Source organism: Vibrio sp. 10N.286.52.C3, assembly GCF_041468865.1.
GTDB lineage: Bacteria > Pseudomonadota > Gammaproteobacteria > Enterobacterales > Vibrionaceae > Vibrio > Vibrio crassostreae_C.
In genome coordinates this window covers 39343-61303 of record NZ_JBFRJM010000008.1, presented here as the reverse complement: position 1 = coordinate 61303, position 21961 = coordinate 39343, and the positions used below count along the sequence as shown (strand labels likewise).

Below are 21961 nucleotides of genomic sequence, written 5' to 3'. Positions count from 1 at the left end.
ACCTAACTAAGAGCTTAAATTTGTAGGGCTCTTTGGGTACTAAAAGTGCTAAAAAACAAAAAACCGCTATTGAGCGGCTTGTCTTAACACCGAAATGCTCAAAACTATAATAAGCATAGCATTTCGTGAATGTTTCATATTTTATCGTTTGCGGTCACAATTTTAGACTGACTAGAAATTACTCGCAATAAAATTCACCCGGAAATCCGGGTGAATTGTCACATTCTTCTGAATTTATTTAACGAGTCATCCAATAAGCTATTCACCAGCTAAATATTGAGTGTCTAATTGACAGAATGCGAGTAGCAACGATGAGACGGAGGCGTAGAAACCGAATTCATCAACGTCATGACATTTCACGTTGAACTTTGGTAACCAAGTCAGCAGTTGTTGTTCGATAAACTGCTGTTGAGCGGCAAATGAGTTCTCTAGTTCTTCTTCAATATTCGTTTCGTTTGAACGAATGATCAAGTTACCAAGGAAATCGAGTTCGATAGCAATGTGGTCTGCTGGCTCTTTTAGATCTTGGTTCACAACTAAGTTGTGCTTAGCCATGATCTCTTCCATATCTTTTGCTGGCTTATCATTCAAAAGGCCAGTTTCGCCGATATACATTGAAGCGTAAGGAAGAGCGCCGTGCTTATCTGTCTTTAAGAAAAGATCGCAAAAGTCTGCAGACAGTTCTAGCTGAGCATCTTCACGAGTTTGTAGGCGGTTCAGCGCATCCACTAACTTATCAATCGCTGGCTTTAGTGTCTCATTTTCGCCTAAACCAGTTAGGAAAGAACGAATTTCAACAGAGTGGTAGTGATCGAGTTCTTCTTGAGTGAGCTCTTTGGCAAATAAGCTTGATAGCCACCAGTATATTTCTGCTCTTTGCTCGTTGAACGCTTTCGTATCTTTCATTTGTTAGATCCTGACTTAGTCTTGTGATGTTGCTTATATGCATCTTGAAGTCACTTGGGCATAAGCACACCAAGGCTGAATAACAAGGTTATTTGCGAAACGCAAAGTTACTCGTTAGTAGTAATGCCTATATTGAATTGCGATGGACGATAAATAGCAAGGTTTAAGATTGTCTTGTATCAAAAAAAATCCATGTTTCTGGCTTTTATCTTCTGTACCACTAGAATTGTTACTAGTTATGAATAGAATAGTCACTGAAACTATTAAATAAGAAAAGTGGTGTAGATGAGCTATCACGTATTAGTCGTAGAAGATGATGTGGTAACCCGCAGTAAACTGGTTGGATACTTCCAGAACGAGGGTTACACAGTGAGCGAAGCAGAAAGCGGCGCTCAAATGAGAAACGTGTTAGAAGAAAACAACGTTGACCTCATTATGCTGGACATCAACTTACCAGGCGAAGATGGATTGATGCTAACTCGCGAATTACGCAGTCAATCAGACATTGGAATTATTTTAGTTACTGGACGCACGGATAGCATCGACAAGATCGTAGGCCTTGAAATGGGCGCTGACGATTACGTTACTAAACCCTTCGAACTTCGCGAGTTATTAGTTCGAGTTAAAAACCTACTTTGGCGTATCTCTGCTGCTCGTAAAACAGCAGCGGGCGCTGTAGAAGAAACATCAGATGAGTCTGTGGTTCGTTTTGGTGAGTGGACATTTGATATCCCTCGTCGTGCGTTAAGCAAGAACGGCGAACCAGTGAAACTGACCAAAGCAGAATACGAACTGCTAGTGGCATTGTCTTCTTACCCTAACCAAGTATTAAGCCGCGAACGTATTTTGAATATGATTAGCCACCGAGTGGACGCGCCTAATGACCGTACTATCGACGTGCTGATTCGTCGTATGCGTGCAAAAATGGAGTTCGATCCTAAGAACCCACAAATCTTTGTGACGGTTCACGGTGAAGGTTACATGTTCGCTGGTGATTGATTTCCTTCGGGAGTGATTAATTAACAACGACATTTAAACGTAAAAAGCCGAGACATCATTGATGTCTCGGCTTTTTTATTACTCAGCTTTTACTGTTAACGACCAGAGAATCTACAAATACTTGGCGACTCTGTATGCTTAAGATGAGTTTAAAGATTCAATGGGCTTATTGAGGCTGAGCCGCGGAAACTTCACCGTCATCTTCAATTAAGCTGGAAGCTTCTGGAATAACAGGCTCTTCAACAATGTCATTGCTTGTATCTAGCCAATCACGCAGGCTTTGCCAAACCAATCCCATGGTTTCGTGCCAGTAACGCTCAGTCTGCTCAAGGTATAGCGCTTTCGGCATGTACTTTTCCCACGGCTCAACTATACCTTCTTGTGCAAGGTAGTTAGTTGGTGCCGGCAGTGGTTTCATTCCAGCAGCATTGAATTCGTTCAGTGCGCGAGTCATATGGCTCGCTGAAGTCACCAACACCATTCTTTTATTCTTAACGAACGCAGCGGCTTGGCGGGCTTCTTCCCAAGTGTCTTTTGCGGTTTCAAGCAGAATGATGTCGGGCTTTGCTACGCCAAGTGCTAAAGCCACTTTAGCCATCATTCTTGCGTTACTTACTTCAGTGCCTGCGCCATAGCCAGACAAAATGAGTTTTGCACCAGGGTAGAGGCGTAGAATACGAATCCCTTCACTTAAACGCATCAGGCCGGTGCGGCTAAGTTCTGATGTCGGTGGAATTTGGTCGTCTACGACGTGACCACTTCCAAGAACCATCACGTAATCGACGGTTTCATCGACAGGTAAAAATGCGGTGTGTTGCCTTTCCATTGGCATTAAAAGTTGACTAGAAACTGGCTGGAAAGCGATTAGGAAAATACCACATAGGGCTGAGAGGGTGATTAGGCAACCAGTCTTCCTTTTGGTAGTAAACATCACTAGGGCTAAACCCAGAAAAGCGAGAATTAACATTGCTGGCAGTGGCATCAATAGCGAAGACACTACTTTTTTCAGCTCAAACATATCCGAATAGTCCGAAAAAACATCACTTAGTAGTAAAAAGAGACATCGCCTCTTTATTCCTGAAATTCCTGTGACAGAATAGCAGGCACGATAGGACATAATAACTCAAGTAGCCGTGACTGAAGACCGTAATTTCGACGATATTGCCCACAAATTTGCAAAAAATATTTACGGCTCTGACAAAGGAGAGATCCGTCAGATCATCGTATGGGAAGATTTAGAACAAGCTTTGAGCAAGTTTGAGCAATCAGCTTCGCCGCTGCATGTGCTTGATGCTGGAGGCGGCCTTGCGCAGATGTCGCAAAAAATTGCGTCGCTTGGGCATAACGTTTCTCTGTGTGATCTCTCTTCTGAAATGCTGAAGCTCGCCGAAGAAAGTATCAGCGAAGCGGGTTTGCTAGAGCAATATCGATTTATTCATTCACCGGTACAAAAAGTCGCAGAACATCTCGATGAGAAAGTCGATTTTGTGATGTTTCATGCCGTAATGGAATGGTTAGCCGATCCTAAAGAGGCGCTTGATTTATTGCTTGAACAAGTTAAGCCAGGTGGTGTTGCCTCGATAATGTTTTACAACCACCACGGATTAGTCCTGAAAAATGTGATTTGTGGCAACATTCCTCATGTATTGAATGGGATGCCACATCGAAAACGGTTTAAGCTGCAACCACAAAAAGGCTTGAAGCCGGAAGAGGTTTATCAATGGATAGAAGACGCTGGTCTAGAAATCTGTGGTAAATCAGGCATTCGCTCTTTCAGTGACTACATAGGTAATATGGAGTACATGGGCGATTACCAATTTGAAGATGTATTGGAACTGGAAAAACAGCTATGTCGCCAAGAGCCATATCTGTCACTAGGCCGTTATATTCACGTTTGGGCTCAAAAACCTGCGCAATAACAGCGGTGAATGTGGTAAAAGAAGCCACAACATGCGCTATGCAATCGTAAGAAGCCCGCGTCATAAAGAAATAGGCGTCATATCTAATACATTCGATATGACGAAGAACAGTAACAGGAACCACAATGAGTGAAATGACTCAAACTGCCGAAGAGCAGCCAATTGATGAGTTGGTGGGCTGGGTCAAGCAGCATGATTTTTCATTAAACTTGCCACCAGAGCGCTTAGCATTTTTGATTGCTATCGCAGTACTAAGCAATGAAAGGTTCGATGAAGAGTTGGGCGAGGGTGAACTGCACGATGCATTTACCATCGTCACTCGACTGTTTGAAGATACTGGCGAAGCGTCCGCGTTTCGTGCCAACAATGCCATCAACGAGTTAGTTAAACAGAAGTTGATTAGCCGCTTTACCAGCGAAATCACCGATGGTGCGAGTATTTATCGCTTATCACCATTGGCGATTGGTATTTCAGATTATTACTTACGCCACCGTCAGTTCTCTAAGTTAAAACTGTCTATCCAGCTTTCTATGGTTGCGGACGAGATGGCAAAAGCCATTGAAGCAGCACAAAAAGGCGGAACTCCAGGACATTGGAGAAAGAATGTTTACGGCGTGCTCAAGTATTCTGTTGGTGAAATTTTCGATCAGATTGATCTTAACCAACGTGTTATGGATGAGCAGCAGCAAACCGTTAAACAGCAAATTGCCGACCTTTTAAACAAGGATTGGCGAGAGGCGATTAACAACTGTGAAACCTTGCTTTCAGAAACCTCGTCCACACTAAAAGAATTGCAAGACACCTTGCAAGCGGCGGGGGATGAACTGCAAACACAGATCCTCGATATTCAAGAAATTGTTTACGGTGACGATGAACTCGAGTTCGTTGGCGAAACCCTGTTCGGCTTGCAGATGAAGCTAGACCGAATCACCAGTTGGGGCCAACAAGCCATCGATTTATGGATCGGCTACGACCGCCATGTTCACAAGTTCATCCGTACCGCGATTGATATGGATAAAAACCGCGCCTTTAGCCAGCGCTTGCGTCAGTCAGTCACTGACTACTTTGATGCGCCTTGGTTATTGACCTACGCCGATGCTGAGAAGCTGACGGATCTTCGTGATGAAGCGCTCGTGCTTCGTGATGACGAAGTGATGGGACAAGCACCAATCGACGTAGAGTACGAAGAATTTGAGCAAGTAAATGACCTGCTTTCAGATCGAATTGCAGAGATGTTAAAAGCTCACAAACAGCAAGGCGCGCCAATTGATCTTGGCCTTGTGTTACGCGATTACCTCGCTGCACACCCTCGCACACACCATTTTGATTTAGCCAGAATTGTTGTCGACCAAGCCGTGCGCTTAGGTTACTCAGAGTCTGACTATCAGGCTATTCAGCCAGATTGGCAGGCAATCAACGATTTCGGTGCAAAGGTACAAGCAAATGTCATTAACAAGTACTGATGATTACATGCCAGAGAAACTGGTAAAAGCGATAGCGAACCCACTGTTCCCTGCGCTAGATAGCATGCTGCGTTCAGGCAAGCATGTTTCAACAGAAGATCTAGATAACCACGCGTTGCTGTCTGATTTTGAAGTTGAGCTTCAGCATTTCTATCAACGCTACAATACGGAACTGGTAAAAGCGCCGGAAGGTTTCTTTTACTTGCGTCCGCGTTCTACGTCTCTGATTGGTCGTAGTGTGTTGTCTGAGCTCGACATGTTGGTTGGCAAGGTGTTGTGTTTCTTATACCTAAGCCCAGAACGTCTGGCTCATGAAGGTATCTTCACCAATCAAGAACTGTTTGATGAATTGATGTCGTTAGCGGATGAGAAAAAACTCATGAAGCTAGCAACCAACCGTGCATCTGGTTCTGACTTAGATAAAGAAAAGCTCTTCGAAAAAGTTCGTACTTCTCTGCGTCGTTTACGCCGTATCGGCATGCTGATTGCGATTGGTGAAACGGGCAAGTTCCGTATCAGCGAAGCGGTATTCCGCTTTGGCGCTGACGTTCGTGTTGGTGACGATATGAAAGAAGCGCAATTACGTCTTATCCGTGATGGTGAAGCTGTGGTGCATACCCAAGAGCCTAACCAAGGTAGCTTGTTGAATGAAGAACAAGCGGAAGCTGTATCAGAAGTAGTTGCAGACGTAAACGAAAACGGTCAACAAGACATTTTTAACGATCAAGCTGACTTTGACCTTGAGTCAAACGATGGCGAACAAACAAAAGTAGAAGGTGAAGCATGATTGAAAGAGGTAAGTATCAATCATTAACCATGGTCAACTGGAACGGCTTCTTTGCGCGTACTTTTGATATTGATGGATTGGTTACAACGCTTTCTGGCGGTAACGGTGCGGGTAAGTCGACCACAATGGCGGCATTCATCACAGCACTGATCCCTGACCAAAGCCTTCTGCATTTCCGTAACACAACGGAAGCGGGTAGCTCACAGTCATCTCGTGATAAAGGCCTTTACGGTAAGCTTCAGCCAGGCGCATGTTATGCCGCACTAGATGTTGTGAACTCTCGTAATCAGCGTCTATTGTTTGCAGTAAAACTGCAGCAAGTCGCGGGTCGTGATAAGAAAGTCGACATTAAACCGTTCGTTATCCAAGGCCTTCCAAGCCATGTGAAACCAACGGATGTGTTGATTCAGAACGTTTCAGACAGCCACGCTCGCGTATGTCAGTTGAACGACGTGAAAGCGGCGGTTGCACAATACGAAGGCACGCATTTTAAGGCCTTCTCTTCGATTGTTGATTACCACTCGCAAATGTTTGAATACGGTGTGGTACCGAAGAAACTACGTAACAGCAGCGACCGTTCTAAGTTCTACCGCCTAATTGAAGCATCACTTTACGGTGGTATCTCAAGTGCGATTACGCGTTCTCTGCGTGATTACCTGTTACCGCAAAATGGTGGTGTGAAGAAAGCGTTCCAAGACATGGAATCAGCACTACGCGAAAACCGTATGACGCTAGAAGCGATCAAAACGACTCAGTCGGATCGTGATTTGTTTAAGCACTTGATCACTGAATCTACGAACTACGTGGCAGCAGATTACATGCGCCATGCTAACGATCGTCGCAACAAGCTTGATCAAACCATGAAGTTCCGTGGTGAGCTGTTTGGTTCTCGTGAAACCTTGCTTGATCAAAACAACTTGTTGAACCGCGTTCAAGAAGAACTAGAGTTACTTGTCGATCAAGAATCAGCACTAGAGCAAGATTACCAAGCGGCTTCGGATCATCTGCAATTAGTTCAAACTGCACTTCGTCAGCAAGAGAAAATTGCCCGCTACAGCGAAGATCTAGAAGAGCTTAACGAGCGTCTAGAAGAGCAAATGATGGTGGTTGAAGAAGCTCAAGAGCGAGTACTTCTTGCTGAAGAGCAGGCAACCATCACTGAAGAAGAAGTGGATAGCCTGAAAACTCAGCTTGCTGACTACCAACAAGCATTGGATGTTCAGCAGACTCGTGCACTTCAATACCAGCAAGCGGTTCAAGCATTAGAGAAAACTAAGCAGCTACTTGGTGATGAGTCTATTACGGCAGAAAGCGCACTAACTCTGGTTTCTGAGCTAAAAGCACAAGAAGAATCAAGCACTCAAACGCTGCTGTCTACTAAACATAAACTAGACATGTCTTCTGCTGCTTCTGCGCAGTTCGACAAAGCGCTCGCTCTTGTTAAAAGTATTGTGGGTGACGTTGAGCGTAAAGAAGCGTCTCAAAGCGCTAAGCAAGCTTTAGAAAAAGGCCGTAACGCAAAACACGTTGTTGAAAATGAACAGCAGTGGCGTGCTCAGCACCGCGATATGGCTCGTGATGTGGCTCAGCAGCGTCAAGCAAAAGAGCTAGCGACTGAATACCAAAAGCAACACAACATCTCACTGACTGACGAAGCGGTTTTCGATGAAGAACGTGAACGTCATGCTATGCAGATCGAGTCTCTTGAGTACGCTCAAGAAGAGCTGCGTGAAGCGAAGAGTGAGCAACGTCGTGTACAACAAAACCACGATCAAGAGATTCAAAAACTTGAGTCTATTGCTCCAGCATGGATCACGGCAAACGATGCGCTTGAAGCATTAAGAGATCAAACCGACGCTGAGCTAGAAGATAGCCAAGCGGTGATGACTCAAATGCAACAAGTGCTTGAAGATGAGAAATCTCAAGCGGTAGCAAAAGATCAGTTGGCTACGCGCCGAGCTGAACTTGAGCACGAAATTGAGCGTTTAGCGTCTCCAGGTGGTTCTAACGATCCTCGCCTCAAAGGCCTAGCGGATACGCTTGGTGGCGTGCTGCTTTCTGAGATCTACGATGATATCACTATTGGTGATGCGCCGTACTTCAGTGCGATGTACGGCCCGGCTCGTCACGCAATTGTGGTTTCTGATCTTGATGGTATTAAAGAGAAGCTGGTGGATCTTGATGATTGTCCAGAAGACCTTTACATCCTAGAAGGCGATGTCGACGCGTTTGATGACAGTTCATTCAATGCCGATGAGCTTGAAGGCGCAGTGTGTGTTCAGCTGAACGATCGCCAAATGCGTTACTCTCGTTTCCCTGAGATCCCACTGTTTGGCCGTGCGGCTCGTGAACAACGTCTAGAGAAATTGCGCGAAGAGCGTGACGTTGTGGTTGAAAACCACGCGAAGGCAGCGTTTGACTCTCAAAAACTGAATCGCCTATACCAAGCATTCAACAGCTTTGTTGCGAAGCACCTGCACGTTGCGTTTAACGCAGACCCAGAGCAAGCACTTGCTGCGATTCGTGATAAGCGTAATCAAATTGTTCGTTCTCTGGCTGAGCTTAACTCTAAAGAGCAGCAGCAACGCAGTCAGCTTCTACAAAGCAAGCAGGCACTTGGTGCGCTAGATAAATTAGCACCAATGGTTCGTATTTTAGAAGACGAAACATTGGCTGAGCGTTTAGCTGAATTAGAAGCGCAACTAGAGCGTTTAAGTGAAGCGAAATCTTACTTGAATACGCACGGCAAGGCGCTTACTTCTCTAGAACAGTTCGTATCTGCACTAGACGCTGACCCAGAGCAATTCGAAGCTTTGGAAGCAGAGTACCGTCAAGCAGACAACGCGCTACAAACGCTAAAAGGCAAAGTGTTCGCACTGTCTGATCTGATTGAGCGTCGTCATTACTTTGCTTACGCGGATTCTGTTGATTTGCTTAATAAGAGCAGTGAACTGAGCGAGCAACTGAAAGCGAAGTTGGTTCAAGCTGAACAAGCAAGAACCAAAGGCCGCGATGGCTTGAAGCAAGCTCGCGAACAGATGAACCAATACAACCAAGTATTGGCGGCACTGAAGAGCTCACATCAAGCGAAGCAAGAAACGGTTCAAGAGTTCAAACAAGAGCTACAAGAGTTCGGCGTAAACGCTGACGAAGGCGCTGAAGAGCGTGCTGTACGTCGTCGTGACGAGCTTCAAGAGCGTCTGCACACATCTCGCAGCCGTAAGAGTGAATACGAGCGTACGATTACGTCAACTGAACTTGAGATGAAAGCACTGGCTAAGCGTCTTAAGAAAGTTCAAAAAGAGTACACCGAGCTTCGTACTTTCGTTGTTGCAGCGAAAGCGGGTTGGTGTTCAGTACTTCGTTTAGCGCGTGAGAATGATGTTGAACGTCGTCTGCATAAACGTGAACTGGCTTATCTAACGGCAGGCGAGCTTCGCTCTATGTCGGATAAATCACTGGGTGCGCTACGTCTGGCGGTAGCCGACAATGACGACCTGCGTGATTCGCTGCGTTTATCTGAAGACAACGCGCATCCAGAGCGTAAAGTTCTGTTCTACATTGCGGTTTATCAACACCTTCGTGAGCGTATTCGCCAAGATATTATTCACACGGATGATCCGGTTGAAGCAATCGAAGAGATGGAAGTGGAGCTAGCTCGACTAACAGAAGAGTTGACGCAGCGTGAAAATCGCCTGGCAATCAGCTCTGAGTCCGTAGCAAGCATCATCAAGAAAACGATTCAGCGCGAGCAGAACCGTATTCGAATGCTGAACCAAGGTTTGTCTAACATTTACTTTGGTCAGGTTAAAGGCGTACGTCTGAACGTTAAGATCCGTGAAAGCCACGAGATCTTGCTATCAGGGCTAGCAACTCAACAAGAGCAACACAAAGACTTGTTTGAATCAACGCGCTTTACCTTCTCAGAAGCGATGGCGAAGTTGTTCCAACGAGTGAACCCGCATATCGATATGGGTCAACGTTCTCCACAGGTTCTTGGTGAAGAGCTACTGGATTACCGTAACTACCTAGAGCTGAGTGTTGAAGTTAACCGTGGTTCAGATGGTTGGTTACAAGCTGAATCGGGCGCATTGTCTACGGGTGAGGCGATCGGTACGGGTCAGTCAATCCTATTGATGGTTATTCAGAGCTGGGAAGAGGAATCTCGTCGACTTCGCAGTAAAGACATCGTTCCATGTCGTTTGTTGTTCCTTGATGAAGCAGCACGTTTGGATTCTAAGTCGATCTCTACGCTGTTTGAACTGTGTGACCGTTTGGGTATGCAACTTCTGATTGCAGCACCTGAAAACATTAGCCCAGAGAAAGGTACAACCTACAAACTGGTTCGTAAGGTCTTCAAAGACCACGAACACGTACATGTTGTTGGCCTGCGCGGTTTTGCTCAAAACAAACCAGCATCTCCGGTGCAAGAGCTTATCGAAGAAACTGAGCAATAACTTTGATAGCCGAATTATAATCTTGATAGCCGAGCAATAACCTTGATAGCTTAGCTATAAGCTCGAAAGCGACTCAATGATATTTGTTCAAAGCCCCTAATCATTAGGGGCTTTTTTGTACCTTGAATCTAATTTCTTACTTCTTACTTCTTACTTCTTACTTCTTACTTCTTACTTCTTACTTCTTACTTCTACAGCAGAACCCCTCCCGCTTAATCCTTTCGTCGACACTGATAAGACCACTCATACATTATGGTTATTATCAATGGAACTTGTTTGAGGTCACACGCACAAAACCACAAATAATGTATGGTAATGACATAGATTTAATAATATTAATAATATTGTATTACTTAAATTTTAATTGTTGATAACTCGCGTGTGCGAAAGGTAAAGGTAGGACTTAGGTATGATTCAAATCGTTATTGATGGGAAATATCGAATCGTCGAGCAAGGACAAACCGTTCTTGAAGCGGCAAAAACATGTGGTTTGGAAATCCCATCTTTATGTGGTTTGAACAAAACAGCGGATAAAGTGCCGTGTGATTTGTGTGTCGTTGAAGTTGATGGCGTTGGTGTTACTCGCTCTTGTGAGCTTGAAGTGTCTAATGGGTTGAATATTACCACTCAGTCAAAACAGTTAACGAATCATCGACAAGAAGCGTTGAATCGCATTATGACCGATCACTACGCTGACTGTGAGGCGCCATGCCAAACAGCCTGTCCTGCTGGGGTCGACATCCAATCTTACCTGCACCATATTGCTCAAAATGATCACATCAAAGCGATTGAAGTGATCAAAAAGACATTACCAATGCCGCTTTCAATTGGTCGTGTGTGTCCTGCTTTCTGTGAAACCGAATGTCGTCGTAACTTGGTTGATGAATCCATTGCGATTCGCCAACTCAAACGACACGCTGCCGACGCGGATTTAGCGACTCAAGAGAGCTACATGCCAGCTAAGAAACCGAATAAAGGCAAGAGTATTGCGATTGTCGGTAGTGGCCCCGGTGGGCTTACGGCGGGTTATTACCTATCTAACGAAGGCTATGATGTCAGTGTCTATGAGTCGATGCCGCAAGCGGGTGGTTGGCTGCGTTACGGTATCCCTGAATATCGCTTACCTAAGTCGATTCTAGATAAAGAAATCGAGTTGATGTGTCGCAACGGAATGGTGGTTGAGTGCGGTAAAAAACTCGGTGTTGATTTTACACTGTCTGATTTAAGTAACGATTTTGATGCGGTTTGTTTAGCCGTTGGTGCATCGCAAGCGGTCGAGATGAATTACCCGGGTAGCGAACTCGGAGGTTGTTATTTGGGTGTCGATTATCTGAAAGATTACGTGACCGACCAGCAGTACGTCACTGGTAAAAAGGTTGCCGTGATCGGTGGCGGTAATACAGCGATTGACTGTGCTCGAACCGCAGTTCGTGATGGCGCGGATACTACGCTGATTTATCGTCGTACTCGAGATGAGATGCCAGCAGAAGATTACGAAATCGAAGAAGCTGAACATGAGGGTGTGAAGTTCCACTTCTTAACCAACCCTGCAGAAAACATAGCCGATGAAAATGGTCATGTATCAGAAATACGATTAGAACGAATGGCTTTGGGTCCTGCTGATGCTTCAGGCCGCCGCAGCCCTAAACCAACTGGCGAGTTCTTTGTTGAAGCGTTTGATACGGTTATTGCTGCCGTGTCGCAAAAGCCTGATCTGAGCTTTATGGACAATGAAGCGATTGATATTCCTCTTACTCGTTGGAATACCGCAGATGCTGATCCACAAACCATGCATACCGGAACCGGAAATATTTTCAGTATTGGTGATTTCCGACGCGGCCCTGCAACCGCAGTCGAAGCGGTGGGGGATGGGCGTATTGCTGCACAAGCGATCGATCGCTTCTTCCATGGTGATATGGACAATATTCCAGCCAAACCGTTTAACTCAAGAAAGCACAAACAGCTCAAAGCGGTGGATCCTGAGCAATACCAGTCGATACAACGCATGGCTCGTAAGATCATGCCAGAACTAACGCCCGAGCAGCGTGAACAAAGCTTTGATGAAGTAGAAACAGGGTTTGAGAATGCTGATGCAATAGCGGAAGCTGCAAGATGTCTAGAGTGTGGCTGCCAAGCCAATACCGATTGCGACCTACGAGACTACTCGACCGAATACAAAGCAACGCAAACGCATCCAGAGTACAAAATCGATGTGGCTTCGAATGAGAGTTGGCAGGCGATTCGTGCTGAAGAAGCGAAGGTCGGGTTAACAAGGCAAAAATTTTCGGTCGATGACAGTTCTGAGTTCATTATCTTTGACGCCAACCGCTGTATTAGTTGTGGCCAGTGTATTCAAGCATGTCGAGAACAGAATGTTCATGGCGTTCTAAGCTTCATGAATCAATCGGATGGCAAACCTGCATCAAGACCTGAATGTCGCCCTAACTTTGGGGCAGATAAGACCTTAATGGGCGACTCAAACTGCGTTCAATGTGGATCGTGTATTCAGGTGTGTCCAACCGGTGCAATGGTGGATGCTCGCGACAGAAAGCAGGGAGACACAGACGTACTCAAGAAAGTCGATACCATCTGCACCTATTGCGGTGTCGGCTGCAAGCTAACCATGCATATCGATGAGCAGAAAAACAAAATCCGCTATATCGAGGGCGGTGATTCTCCGGTCAACGAGGGCATGCTGTGTGTTAAGGGACGTTTCGGTTTCGACTTCGTCGGCAGTGATGCCCGCCTTACAACACCGTTAATTCGTAAAGATGGCTGGTTACAACCTGCAAGTTGGGATGAGGCAGTTAAGCTTATTGCCGAGAAGTTTACTGCGATTAAGCAAGGCTTTGGCAGTAACGCTTTAGCGGGGTTCTCGTCGGCGAAAACCACCAATGAAGATAACTATGCCTTCCAAAAATTCATACGTCGTGAACTCGGTACCAATAACGTCGATCACTGTGCGCGCCTTTGTCACGCATCTACTGTTACTGGTTTAGAGGCTTCGCTAGGTAGCGGGGCGATGACCAATGATATTCCAAGCATCAAGCACTCAGATGTGATCTTTATTATTGGCTCCGACACCACGTCAGCACACCCAATTATTGGCTCGCATATCAAGCAAGCTGTGAGACATGGTGGAGCGAGATTGATCGTTGCCGATCCAAAACGAATCGATATTGCTGACCATGCTGAACTTTATTTAGCGCACCGACCGGGTACTGATGTAATGTTGATCAATGGTGTGATGCAGCAAATCATCAAACACGGTTGGTACGACCAAGAGTATATCGAAGACCGTGTGGATGGTTTTGATACCTTGCTTCAAGAGGTAATGTCACCAAGTTATTCACTAGACAAAGTGGAGCTGGTAACTGGCGTTAAAGCGGAAGACATCTTCGCAATGGCGCGATTGATTGGTACTGCAGAGCGTACAGCGGTGTACTACTCGATGGGCATTACGCAACATACCACTGGTCACGATAACGTTCGATCAATCGCTAACCTACAGCTCTTGTGTGGCAATATCGGAATTGAAGGCGGCGGTATCAACCCATTACGTGGTCAATCCAATGTTCAGGGTGCGTGTGACATGGGCGCATTGCCAAATAACCTTCCGGGTTATCAGAAAGTGTACAACCCAATGGTTCGTCAAAAATTCGCGATGGAGTGGGGTGTTTCTGACCTACCGGCTGAAACAGGCTTAACGTTGACCGAAATTATTGATGGAGCGTGTCATCGAGATGTTCGTGGTCTGTACGTAATGGGCGAGAACCCAGTGCTGAGTGACCCGAACCAAGCGCATGTGATTGAAGGTCTTGAAGCGTTAGATTTCCTCGTGGTTCAAGATATTTTCTTAACCGAAACCGCTCAATATGCCGATGTGGTGCTACCGTCTTGCTCGTTTGCTGAGAAGTCTGGTCATTTTACTAATACCGAGCGTCGTGTTCAGCGTATTAACCCGGCGGTATTGCCTCCAGGTGAAGCGAAAGAAGATTGGGTGATTATCCAAATGTTGGCTAATGCGATGGGCGGCAATTGGGAATATGACTCGGTTGCTGATATCACCAATGAGATAGCGCGTGTCACGCCACAGTATGGTGGTTTACGTTGGGAGAACATTACGGTGAACGGAGTGCAATGGCCAAGTAATAAGAACAACCCTGATGGCACACGTATCATGCACCAGACCCAATTTACGCGTGGGCGTGGTCAAATGGAGGCGATTCCGTTTAGATACGCTGCTGAGCTACCGGATGCGGAATACCCGTTAGTATTAACGACAGGCCGTATTCTAGAACAGTTCCACACCGGAACCATGACACGTAAAACAAAAGGGTTGGATAACTTAGCAGGACCGCGTGCCATGGTGAGTGTTCATGATGCTGAAGCGCTAGGTATCTCGAATGGTCAGATGCTTAAGGTCTCAACACGTCGTGGTGAAATCGAGATCGCGGCCTTTGTGACTAAACGAATGCAAAAGGGTGTGGTATTTATTCCATTCCATTTTGTTGAATCACCAGTTAACCGTTTGACTACCACAGCGACTGATCCACACGCGAAGATCCCTGAATTTAAGGTGGCGGCTGTGCGTATTGATCCTATTCGTGAGCCTGAGAGTGAAGTAACAGAGGCTTAATCATATTAGCTCGGTGAAGACGGCTGGCATTAAAAAGCCGCGTAACTCTCAGAGTTATGCGGCCTTTTTATCGAGCTAGATTCAGTATCAATAACTGAGTCGTTTCGCTTTAATTTAGATGAGCTTAGTTTGGAACAATTTCGCTACCGTGAACACCAAATTGCTTAGCAGCGTAGGCAACGCGCTCTGCTGGTTTTGGGTATTCAGCCGGTGTGCCCAGGTTTTCAATATGATGCAAGCGAGGTAATAAACCTGCGCCGTTTGCAATCTGTATTGCTAATCCAGGGCGAGCGTTTAGCTCCAGTACCATCGGGCCTTCTTCTTGGTCTAAAACCATGTCCGTACCCATGTAACCAAGGCCTGTCATTTCCCAAGCACTTGATGCAAGTGTCAGCAGCTTTTCCCAATGGGGTACTTGTAGTAGCGCCAACTCTTTACCCGTATCTGGGTGGTGAGTCACTGGGTGGTCAAATTGAACCGCACGAACGGCTTTACCCGTAGCGATACAAATACCTACGCCCACAGCACCTTGGTGCAAGTTAGCTTTACCATCAGAAGCCGAAGTCGATAGACGCATCATCGCCATTACAGGGTAGCCCTTGAATACAATGATTCGTACATCTGGTACACCCTCGTAACTGAAGCCGTCAAAACACTCGTCAAACTTGATGAGGTTTTCAACTACAGCAACATCGTTCTTACCACCGAGTGAGAAAAGACCCGCGAGAGCGTTACTGATGTGGCGCTCTACGTCTTCTTCATTGATAGTCGAACCCGATGGCTTGGTGTAAACGCCGTCCTTGTGAGAAGTCACAACAAGGATACCTTTACCACCACTGCCTTGAGCTGGCTTGATTACGAAACCCGGCCACTCTTTTACCATCTTGTGGATTGTTTTTACTTCAGCTTGATGACCAATCACGCCAATCAGTTTTGGTACAGTAGCACCAGCCTGTTCAGCAATGATCTTCGTCTTAAGCTTGTCATCAACGAGTGGATACTTGGAACGATCATTGTAGCGACCAATATAACTATGGTTACGCTTGTTCATTCCCATTATGCCTTTGTCTTTCAACCTAAACGGTGAAGTAAACTGATCAAACATAACTTAGTCCTCCGCTAGCGGTTTAAAGCGACGAAGCTCGGTTAGACGGTATCCTGTGTAGTTACCTAGTAGCAAGATGGTCGCTAGAATAACAAGTTGTAAACCAATAAAGTTAAACGTTAAGTGCTGAATGAACGGGTTAGTCATGCCTAAGTAAACAAGAACCGCAGTGAATAGAGAACCACCACCTTGCAGCATTACTTCTTTCGCGCCTTCTTCTTCCCATAGGATAGACATACGTTCGATAGTCCAAGATAGGATAATCATTGGGAAGAACGTAATGGATAGACCTTCAGTCAGACCCACTTTAAACGCGACCACAGTGAATACAGAAATAATCATGATTACCGTGATGATTACGGCGGATATCCTGGCGACCAGTAGTAAGTTGAGCTTGGATAAGTAACTTCGAATAATAAGACCTGTACCAACGATAAGTAGGAAGCCGACAATACCCGTTACCAGTTGTGTTTGTACAAAGGCTACCGCAATCAGTACAGGCATGAACGTACCAGACGTTTTCAGACCGATGATGACACGTAGGAACACAACAATCAGAGCACCGATAGGAATCAGCATGATGGTTTTAAACATCGCTTGCTCTTCTAGCGGCAGACTATGAATGGAAAGGTTTAACAGTTGATCCGCAGAGACTTTACTGTTGGTTGCTTCAGTGGGAGTCACCTCCTGAGCAATCATCGAGAAGTGAACTTTACTGTTCTGACCGCCAACCACGTCTAATAGAGATACATTTGATTCATCCCAGATGAGTAGGTTTGGCTGAACTTGCTGTTCGCTTGATTCAGGAGAGAATAAAACCCATTGGTCGTTATCCCAGATCTGGTTCATTTGCTGGATAGATTGACGACGACGTCCATCTTCTAGCTCGATAACACCAACCACTTTATTGTGAATGTTTGCTGCTGAAAGTAGCTTGTGTGTCGCTTCCACTTTAGTCATGTTATTCAGAATAAGCGCTGAGTTTTGGCTGTCTGGATCGTTAAGTGTTTTGATGAGCTCACGGGTAAAAGTGAGGTTGTCTGCAGAACGCTTTGTCGCTCTATCAATCAATGCAAAAGAAGCGGCTTCTTCAGGGCCGTCGAAGCTTGGCTGTGCGACTTCGCCTTCTGGCGGTATAGCATCAACTTTTGCTTGGTTGTCGACTAGGAATTGTGTTTTGTAGTAGATAGTTTGAGGGCCATCTGCGTATCGAATAGACCACTCTGCGCGGCGACCTGATTCGGTATTCAAGTAAGAGATACCATAACCTGGCGATGAAGCCGATTCGCCGATAAGTGTGTAGTTAGACTGAGTATGAGGAGCCGCTAAGGAAACTTTTGCTTCTTTGCCTACTGCGTTGAACTCGATGCGAGCTTCAACGTCCCAAACCTGTCTGGTTTCCCCTGGAGTCCAAGGTACACCGTAGGTCGTATGTCTGAACATACTCAGTGTTATACCTGCCACAATAAGCAGGAATATAGAGATATAAAATGGAATTCTTGACGTCATAGCTTACCCTACTATTGTTATTTAACTTCCGTTTGTACGTACTTTTTACTTACATCTACTAGCGCTATGTCTTTGATAAATTCGCGCCCTAGTAACACAGGGTGACTCATTTGAGAGCGATCCGCCAATGTAAATTGCGCTTTTTCATGGATTTTTCCAACTTTCACCCATAATTCGATCACAGCTCGACGTTCTGCTTGATCATTGGTTGATTGACGGATTTTTACATAACGTACAACAGGCGCTTCAATCCATTTCTGGTCTTCTTTAGCTTGGGCTTTGTCGTCTAGGTGAAATTTAACCCAGTTCTTGCCGTTACGTTCGAATTCTTTGATATCGACAGCGTTTAAAGAAGAGGTGGTTGCACCTGTATCAACACGAGCATCAAAGCTTTGCTTGATAGAGTCGATAAACACTTTTTCGATGCCGCCAAGGATAGTCGGTTGTGATATAGGAGCGATAGGAGCAACGGCAATAGCGACCGGTTCCTCTTCCTCTAGCTCTTCAATAACCTTGTGTTCCATGCTCGTTAGATGGGTATCTAATTGACTAGAAAGGGTAGTAATTTCGTCTTCTAAGCTTTCAATATAGTCACTTTGATTGCTTAGTTGCAGTTCAAGATTTTGAACCTTATTTGCGATGTTTGTCTCTGAGCGGGCAATAGCATCGAGAGTTTCTTGGTGGTAGGCAGCACCGTTAGTAAGGGTACAACCAGAGAGCAAACCAACCGCCACAATAGGCGATAATCGCTTAAACATAAAAAAACCTTTGGAAATTAGAGAATAGTTCAGACTATTTAGAAGTTTAGCCCACAAAAAAGGATGCGTGAAGCATCCTATTGTAAGAGTCTGGTCATATTGAATCGCAATGTGAGCGCTACGCCAATTATTGTAATTTTAAATAGCTCACTTATTAAGCATAAGTCAATTTTTGTTCAATTTGCGCGCATTTTTGTGAAAGCTCACAGCGAAGCAAAAGGTGGCGCTGTAGCCACCAAAAAGCCATTACTCTGTTATCGGCTAAATAATGGCTTTCGGGCATCACATTTATGGCTTGGTCGCCACAAGAATGGCACGTCTTGGTGCTGGGTGACCTTCAACCGTTTTACTTGGATCATTCGGGTCTAAGTAATCTGGTAGAGAGTTGTGTGTCATCCATTCTGTCGTGCGTTGCTCGCCGATTGTCGTGACATTCTCATCCACGATGCGCACGTCTTCAAAGCCGACCTGTTCAAGCCAGCGTTTCAGAGCTCGAGCAGAGGGGAAGAAGTACACGTTTCTCATCTGCGCGTAACGGTCAACAGGAACCAGAACTGCATTTTCATCGCCTTCAATCACTAAGGTTTCAAGCACTAATTCACCGCCAGACACCAATTGGTCTTTCAGTTGAATCAAGTGATCAAGCGGAGAGCGACGGTGGTATAGCACGCCCATGCTGAATACAGTGTCGTACGCTTCCAGTTTTGGTAGTTGTTCAATACCTAGAGGTAAAAGGTGCGCACGTTGGTCATCGCCCATCAACTTACGGATCGCTTCAAACTGAACCAAGAAAAGGTGAGAAGGGTCGATACCTACTGTAAGACGAGCGCCTTCGCCAAGCATGCGCCACATGTGGTAACCATTGCCACAACCTACATCGAGCACAGAACGGTTTTTAAGTGGTGAGATATGTGGAAGCACACGATCCCATTTCCAGTCACTGCGCCATTCTGTATCGATATGAATGTCGTGAACCGTGTAAGGACCTTTTCTCCAAGGGTGGAAAGTCTTTAGCAAGCTTTCTAACTTTTTAAGTTCACCCGTGTGGAACGGTGTAGAGCTGCCAATGGTCACTGAGTTTTTCAGATCAACTTGGTCAGGCACACCTTGTGGAATCTTGTTCAATGCACGTAACCAGCGGTCGAAGTCACCGTGCTCTGCATTTTGCCAATCCGTCAGCTGTTGAGGAAGAACATTTAGCCACGGCTGAAGGCGAGTATCTTGGGCAATAAGTTGATAAAAATTGGCAAAATTAAACATAGGTTTTCACTGAGTTGGTGGTGTAGAAATTAAATTTGTCACTCCATTAAGAGTGTGGACAAACATGCTAGGGAATCTCGTTTATCGTGTTTGATAAGAGATCCCCAATTCGTTTGTTCCTCGCTCTTGAGGATGACATTTTAGTACGTGCTAACGGTGTCGCGACGGTTACGTAATCTAAAATGTTTACTTTATCGCGAACATTGAACCAAAGTTGAAACATTGGAACCAGACTTCGCTGCTTGAGAAGCCAATCTTATCAAATCGCTCTCTGTGAACAGGGATCGAATCCGGGCGCATCACGTTTTCAATTGCGCTACGTTTCTGACTTACTTCTAGCTCGCTGTACCCGTTAGCACGTTTGAAATCATGGTGCAGGTCGATAAGCAGTTCATTTGAGCTTTCATCTTCGAATACGTATTTTTCTGACAGGATTAAGATCCCGCCTGGGCGCAAGCCAGCATGAATTTTCTCAAGCAGAGCGTATCGATCGTCTGGAGAAAGAAATTGCAGCGTAAAGTTAAGCACCACAACAGAAGCGTCTTTGATTTCCACTTCACGGATGTCGGCTTCAATCACTTCTACCGGTGTGTCACTGCGGTAAGCATTAACGTGCAATTTGCAGCGCTCAACCATGGCTTCTGAATTATCGATCGCGAAAATCGTGCAGCCTTCTTGCTGAATGTGACGACGCATAGAAAGTGTCGCAGCACCAAGCGAGCAGCCAAGGTCGTAAATATTTGAGTGTGGCTTTACAAAGCGCTCAGCCAGCATGCCGATTGCAGAGATGATATTGCTATAGCCAGGCACCGAACGTTGAATCATATCCGGAAATACTTCAGCAACCCTTGCATCAAAGGTGAAGTCTCCAATTTTATCAATAGGAGCGGAAAAGATATTGTCTGTGTTGCTCATAGCATTTTCTCTCGACAGTCAGCGTAATTGGCACAAAATTCGTACCAAATAAAAGGGGGCGTATTTTACGTAAAAAAAACGCCACTGTCACGAAAACTGAGATTTAGCTCAAGGTTCGAAGCTACTTACAAGTGAGAGGTTAAAACATCGAGATTTGGTGATTGCCTTTTTGAGCTGGAAACTGAGCCAGTTCGGGCAGTAATAATGATGTATTTTCAGAGACTTGCTTTTGTAGCCTCTTATAAATAGCAATCGCAAGTTCAGGTGCGTGGTTATTGTCTGGGGTGTGGATCATTAAATAGGGCTGCTTGCCTTCATTAAGCCAGTTTGGGATTTTGGCAAACCAAGGCTTAAAAAACTCAATATTAGGTTCTTGGTCTGGGTGACCAATAAATCGAATCATCGGGTTATTGGCGGTAGCAATTGCATGAACAGGAACACGCGGTTTTTTCTGATGCGCATCGATCACCGCTTCTGTGGTGGGTGGCGCAGAGAAAACGGGGCGGCTGTCCATAATGATGCGATTGATGCCTTCCTCAACCAGCCATTGGTTGAAGCGTTTTTCCGCATCGCCCTTATCAAAGAAACCTAAGTGTCGAACTTCGACGCCAAGCTGCATATCTTTTGGGAATAAGGTGCAAAACTTTTGTAGGGCAGGCAGCATGCTGGGCTCAAAACTGTGCGGCAGCTGAATCGTCCATTGACCAATACGGTCATGCAGTGGCGACATCGTCATCAAGAACTCTTTGAGTTCGGCTTGGCAGTGTCTCAGTTGTTGCTGGTGGGTGATGAATTTGGGCAATTTGAAGGTGAACTTGAAATCATCGTGACTGGCGGCTTTCCAATTGTGAACGGTAGACATACTTGGCGTAGCGTAAAAGGTGGTGTTGCCCTCAACGGTATGGAAAACTTGGGTGTATTTTTCCAAGCGTTCGGCAGGCTTGGTGCCTTTACCGTAGAACTGACTTTGCCACTCAGAATGAGACCACATAGTTAATCCAAGTCTTAGAGGTAAAGTTTCTGTTGTTATTACACGATTATCCATCTATTACACCGTTATCCATCACGCCATCAGTCATTACAAAAAGTTTTTGGGTTGAAACGAAAATCTACTTTACGAGAGTTTTGCTGATTAAGGTACTTTCGAGATATAATTATCGCAATTTTTTCGGTTTTGATGAATCTTTGCGCACTTGATGGGCTAAAAAGCAGCAAAGCCAGATAAAACACAATAAATTCGAATG

Annotated in this window: 14 protein-coding genes; 6 read left to right on the top strand and 8 right to left on the bottom strand. The window is 45.4% G+C overall.

Annotated elements, in window-relative coordinates; genetic code table 11:
* Positions 1-258: 258 nt before the first annotated feature.
* Positions 259-906, bottom strand: a complete 648-nt coding sequence (gene torD, locus AB4138_RS03755) for a molecular chaperone TorD (RefSeq protein ID WP_017062095.1) — start codon at positions 904-906, stop codon at positions 259-261.
* 285 nt (positions 907-1191) lie between these two features.
* On the opposite strand from torD, the gene torR reads away from it, so the two are divergent.
* Positions 1192-1905: a two-component system response regulator TorR gene (gene torR / locus AB4138_RS03750; protein WP_017067841.1), complete on the top strand. Its 714-nt coding sequence runs from the start codon at positions 1192-1194 to the stop codon at positions 1903-1905.
* Positions 1906-2071: 166 nt separating this feature from the next.
* Here the strand turns inward: torR and elyC are convergent, their stop codons facing one another.
* Positions 2072-2923 carry an envelope biogenesis factor ElyC gene (gene elyC, locus AB4138_RS03745; protein WP_102332487.1) on the bottom strand — a complete coding sequence of 284 codons (852 nt, stop codon included), beginning with the start codon at positions 2921-2923 and terminating at the stop codon, positions 2072-2074.
* A 115-nt stretch (positions 2924-3038) separates the two neighbouring features.
* On the opposite strand from elyC, the gene cmoM reads away from it, so the two are divergent.
* The 5 genes from cmoM to fdhF all read left to right on the top strand — a co-directional run bounded on the left by cmoM (position 3039) and on the right by fdhF (position 15170).
* Positions 3039-3824 carry a tRNA uridine 5-oxyacetic acid(34) methyltransferase CmoM gene (gene cmoM, locus AB4138_RS03740; RefSeq protein ID WP_017063509.1) on the top strand — a complete coding sequence of 262 codons (786 nt, stop codon included), beginning with the start codon at positions 3039-3041 and terminating at the stop codon, positions 3822-3824.
* A gap of 125 nt (positions 3825-3949) precedes the next feature.
* Positions 3950-5287, top strand: coding sequence for a chromosome partition protein MukF (gene mukF, locus AB4138_RS03735; RefSeq protein ID WP_017055049.1), 1338 nt, complete (start codon positions 3950-3952; stop codon positions 5285-5287).
* On the top strand, positions 5268-6074 hold the full coding sequence (gene mukE / locus AB4138_RS03730) for a chromosome partition protein MukE (protein WP_017062090.1): 807 nt from the start codon (positions 5268-5270) through the stop codon (positions 6072-6074). Before mukF ends, mukE begins: the two co-directional genes overlap by 20 nt.
* Complete coding sequence (gene mukB / locus AB4138_RS03725; protein WP_372169403.1) at positions 6071-10531, top strand: chromosome partition protein MukB; 4461 nt, start codon at positions 6071-6073, stop codon at positions 10529-10531. Before mukE ends, mukB begins: the two co-directional genes overlap by 4 nt.
* A 409-nt stretch (positions 10532-10940) precedes the next feature.
* Positions 10941-15170: a formate dehydrogenase subunit alpha gene (fdhF, locus tag AB4138_RS03720; protein ID WP_372305017.1), complete on the top strand. Its 4230-nt coding sequence runs from the start codon at positions 10941-10943 to the stop codon at positions 15168-15170.
* Between the two features lie 124 nt (positions 15171-15294).
* On the opposite strand, the gene AB4138_RS03715 is transcribed toward fdhF, so the two are convergent.
* The 6 genes from AB4138_RS03715 to AB4138_RS03690 form a co-directional block, all read right to left on the bottom strand.
* Positions 15295-16275, bottom strand: coding sequence for an alpha-L-glutamate ligase-like protein (locus AB4138_RS03715; protein ID WP_029235462.1), 981 nt, complete (start codon positions 16273-16275; stop codon positions 15295-15297).
* 3 nt (positions 16276-16278) lie between these two features.
* Complete coding sequence (locus tag AB4138_RS03710) at positions 16279-17784, bottom strand: inactive transglutaminase family protein (protein WP_029235671.1); 1506 nt, start codon at positions 17782-17784, stop codon at positions 16279-16281.
* Between the two features lie 17 nt (positions 17785-17801).
* The gene (locus tag AB4138_RS03705) at positions 17802-18542 is read right to left on the bottom strand and encodes an ATP-dependent zinc protease (RefSeq protein WP_372126136.1); all 741 of its coding nucleotides are present in this window, start codon (positions 18540-18542) and stop codon (positions 17802-17804) included.
* Between the two features lie 288 nt (positions 18543-18830).
* Entirely contained in the window at positions 18831-19802 is a 972-nt protein-coding gene (cmoB, locus tag AB4138_RS03700) for a tRNA 5-methoxyuridine(34)/uridine 5-oxyacetic acid(34) synthase CmoB (protein ID WP_009846365.1), read from the bottom strand.
* 186 nt (positions 19803-19988) lie between these two features.
* Complete coding sequence (cmoA, locus tag AB4138_RS03695; RefSeq protein ID WP_017062083.1) at positions 19989-20717, bottom strand: carboxy-S-adenosyl-L-methionine synthase CmoA; 729 nt, start codon at positions 20715-20717, stop codon at positions 19989-19991.
* 139 nt (positions 20718-20856) lie between these two features.
* Positions 20857-21762: a DUF72 domain-containing protein gene (locus tag AB4138_RS03690; RefSeq protein WP_029235140.1), complete on the bottom strand. Its 906-nt coding sequence runs from the start codon at positions 21760-21762 to the stop codon at positions 20857-20859.
* Between the last annotated feature and the right edge of the window lie 199 nt (positions 21763-21961).